Origin of the sequence: Flavobacterium sp., from assembly GCF_003525665.1 — a bacterium.
Lineage (GTDB): Bacteria > Bacteroidota > Bacteroidia > Flavobacteriales > Flavobacteriaceae > Flavobacterium.
The window spans coordinates 31,150-35,029 of sequence record NZ_DQDX01000078.1 but is presented as its reverse complement, the minus strand read 5'-3'; the positions used below and the strand labels follow the sequence as shown (position 1 = coordinate 35,029).

The following is a 3,880-nucleotide window of genomic DNA, read 5'->3' as shown; positions in this document are numbered from 1 at the left end:
ATAACAATGGATTTCATAACTTCATAACCTTCTTTATTGGGATGAACGCCATCTTCGCCGTATTGTTTTTGCAAACCATTTTCATCATCAACCATTTGTGAAAAATAATCTACATAAATAATTTTATTCTTGTTGGCATACGATTGAATCATTTTGTTAAGTTCAATAACTCGATGTGCTGGTGCAATTTTCGGATTCCAATTAAATCTGTTGGCTGGTAAAATAGAACATAAAAGGACTTTGATATTATTTGCTTTAGCCAATTCCGACATAGCAATTATATTTTCTAGAATTCCTTCATTAGAAATCGGACCAGTATTTTCTGCAATGTCATTTATTCCAGCTAAAATAATGACAACTTCTGGTTTTAAACTAATCACATCTTGAGGAAAACGAAGTAACATTTGAGGCGTTGTCTGTCCGCTAATTCCTCTGTTTATTTTTGATTTATCAAAGAAACTCGAATCATTTACTTTCCAAAATTCGGTTATAGAATCGCCCATAAAAACAATTCTATTGGATGAAATATTGGATTGTAATTCCTTATTTTCTGAATCGTATTTTTTTAAATTTGCCCAATCATTTTTCATAACATCATTTTGACAGAAACTAAGTAAAGGTGTGAAAGCAAGTATAACTATGTGAATAACAATTACCTTAAAATCAACTTTCATTATTGTAATTTAAGTCTTGATTTTAATTTTAAAAATAATAATGCAATTGTAAAAGCATCATCAGTTGTAGAAATTCGTTCCGTTTTAGGAATTTTAAACAAACTTGCTAATTCGTCTAAAGAAAAATTTTTATCGCCAATATCATGTAGTTTTTTATACATAATTTCGATGTCTAAAGCTTCGTTTTTCAATCTTCCACAAGCCAATTTTTCTAAAGCTTCATTAATCATTGCTACATCAAAATGAATTCGATGTCCAACCAAAGTAGCATTTCCTATATAGTTAATAAAAGCTTCTATTGCTGCTGGTTCGGCTAATTTTGGTTGAGCACTTTCTAACAAAAAATCATTTGTAATTCCGTTATCATGCAGATATTTATATTGCGGAATGGCAATTTCAAAGGTGTCTCCAATTAAAATAGTATCATTAACTACAGCAATTGCACCAAAAGAAAGAATCACGTCTTTATTCGGATTTAATCCAGTAGTTTCAACACTTAAAGAAACGTATCTGTTTGATTTTTTATCGAATTTTGAAGTGTAATTTTTCCAAAATTCGGGATGTTCCTTATTAATATTTTTTAACCAGTCGAGCATAATTATGAAAATTGTGTAAGTTGAAAACGATCTTTAATTAATTCTTCCAATTCTCGCATTGGAGCTAAGGCATTTTTCAATTTTTCTTTATCTACTTTATTTAACTCATCCAAGTTGATGTATTGTCCTGAATTATCATTCTTTAATCCTTCAGCAGCTCTAAATTTTGATAGAACTAAAAAAGAATCGGCACAATTCAAATACACTTCAGAGAACTTTGGATCAACCATTGCCAACTGCTTGTATCTTAAATAGGTATTGTTAATTCCTTTGATGTTATTACTCATCACCAATAATCGTGCACCATCAATTAAAGGCATTAATGCTCTTGTTTTAATGTCAAATTTGCCTTTGTTTTCACCATCTTCTTCAAGGTTGAATTTCTTGAAAAAGTTTAAAGGTGTAGGTTTTTTCAAAGCATCGTTTCCTAAATAATCAAAGAAAAGCACATTGTTTTTAGCATTTTTAAAGATGGTTTCCGTTATGGCATCTTCAATTTTTTGCTCACCAAAGGCCATTTCATAATCAAAGAAAACACTACTAATTTCATTAGAATTTTCACCTGGAGTATTCATCCAACTGTTGTATTGTTTTGTCCAGTCTGTCAATGATTTACACCAAAGCATATTACTCGCCATATGACCTTGAGGACAAGCAACAAATCCGACCTTTTCTAAAGTAGAAGTGGTCTTTTTTGCCAGTTTCACAAAGTAATCTTTAACATCACGGTATTTTTCGGCAGAAACATCTTCAAAAACTAAAATACTGTCTTGATCGGTTAATAAAAGTTGTTCTTTTCTACCCTGACTTCCAATGCTTAACCAAGCAAATCGTGCTGGAGGCGAACCTAAATCTAGTATCGATTGTTCAACAGCACGTTTAATAATTGCCAAAGTTATTTCGCCTGCAATGCTATTAATATGGGTTAACGGAATGTTTTTATTTATAGATGATTGAATGATATCAGTTAGTTTATCTCTAACTAATTTTAATTCTTTAGACGTTTGCGAACGCTTAATTTCTTTTAGCAAAACTCCTGGATTATTAGCTTGAGCAACTACCAAATCATGTTCAGAAATTATTCCTTTTACTTCAGATTTATCTGTTCCGTCAATAGTTACACAAAGATGCGAAACACTGTGTTTTAGCATAACCAATTGTGCTTCGGCAACTGAAATATTTTCGGTAACTGTAATCACTGGTGAGGCCATAATTTTATCGATAGAATTTGATAAAGGAAATCGTCCAGTTGCAACCTTAGAACGGAAATCTTTGTCGGTTACAATTCCGATAGGGTAACTTTGATCGATGATAATTGCACTGTCAACCATATTTTCGGTAACCAATTGAGCGGCATCTTTAATAGCAGTATCTGCACCAATTTTTAATGGCGTTTTATTGTAACTCAACGACTGAAAATACATCATATCTGATTGACTGTCAGAATATCCAACATTATCAGACATTAATCCGTTGTTTTGATTATCTAAACTATTTTTGGTGTTTACAGCAAAACTTTCCAGTAAAAAATTTAAAACTTCTACATTTTGAGCCACAAACGGTTTGAAAGTTGCAATCGGAACTGCATAAATTATACTTTCTTCACGAGCTTTTGCAGTCATTTGATAGTTGTTCTTTGCAAAAAATGGTCGTAATCCAAAAATATCACCAGCATAACATTTATTGAGCAAAGTTTCTTCAGCATCAGAAATAACAGTTAAATGAACCACACCCGAAGCAACTACATAGAAGCAATCGTGCAAAGTGTCATTTATTTGAAACAATGATTTGTGTTTTTCCAAATTGATAACCCTGATGGTATTAGCAATTTGAATTAAATCTTCATAAGGCAAATAATTAAATGGCTCGTGTTCTTTTAAAAAGTCGGCTACACGCTGTGAAATGGCATTACTCATGATCAATGTTGTTTTTATAAAAATATAAAAAATAGGTTAGATTGCAAAATTAGTAAAGATAAAGATTTAATGAGAATAAATAGTGTCGATTTTGTACTACAAATTATTTATTTTTTAGTTAAATTTACCATTCAAATTTTTAAAAATGGTAAACAATAAATCCATTAATGTAAGTGCTTTTTTATCGATACTATGTTGGTTTACAGTAATTTTACAATTAATATTGATTATCATTAATAGACAAGCATCAATTTTTGAGACAATTATTAGATTTTTTACGTTTTTTACAATTTTGACAAATATTTTGGTTGCATTAGTTTTTACTGCAAATTGGTTGCAACCAAAAAATAGTTTTCAATTTTTCAATAAACCCAATACACAAGTTGCAATCGCGGTTTATATTTTTGTGGTTGGATTTGTTTACAATACCATTTTAAGGTTTATTTGGCAGTCAAAAGGTTGGGATAAAGTAGCCGACGAACTTCTTCATCTAGTAATTCCGATTATTTATATTTTATTTTGGTATTTTAAATTTTCGAAAAAAGAAATCAACTATCAGAGTATTTTTGGTTGGTTATTATTTCCAACGCTATATATAGTTGTTGTTATGATTCGCGGCTATTTTTCTGGTAATTATCCTTATCCTTTTTTACACGTTAGAAACTTGGGAGTTAATAAGGTCCTTTTAAATTCT

The 3,880-nt window shown here is 30.5% G+C and carries 4 protein-coding genes; 1 reads left to right on the top strand and 3 read right to left on the bottom strand.

Annotated features, from left to right (window positions below; translation table 11 throughout):
- The 3 genes from DIU01_RS05550 to DIU01_RS05540 all read right to left on the bottom strand — a co-directional run.
- Window positions 1–674: GDSL-type esterase/lipase family protein (locus tag DIU01_RS05550; RefSeq protein ID WP_290832297.1), on the bottom strand; the 674-nt coding region annotated here is incomplete at its 3' end.
- Window positions 674–1,270, bottom strand: a complete 597-nt coding sequence (locus tag DIU01_RS05545) for an exonuclease domain-containing protein (protein ID WP_290832296.1) — start codon at window positions 1,268–1,270, stop codon at window positions 674–676. The genes DIU01_RS05545 and DIU01_RS05550, both read right to left, overlap by 1 nt.
- Window positions 1,271–1,272: 2 nt before the next feature.
- Window positions 1,273–3,186, bottom strand: coding sequence for a DUF294 nucleotidyltransferase-like domain-containing protein (locus DIU01_RS05540; protein WP_290832295.1), 1,914 nt, complete (start codon window positions 3,184–3,186; stop codon window positions 1,273–1,275).
- A 145-nt stretch (window positions 3,187–3,331) separates the two neighbouring features.
- Between DIU01_RS05540 and DIU01_RS05535 the strand changes: the two genes are divergently transcribed.
- On the top strand, window positions 3,332–3,880 hold a 549-nt coding region (locus tag DIU01_RS05535), incomplete at its 3' end, for a Pr6Pr family membrane protein (RefSeq protein WP_290832293.1).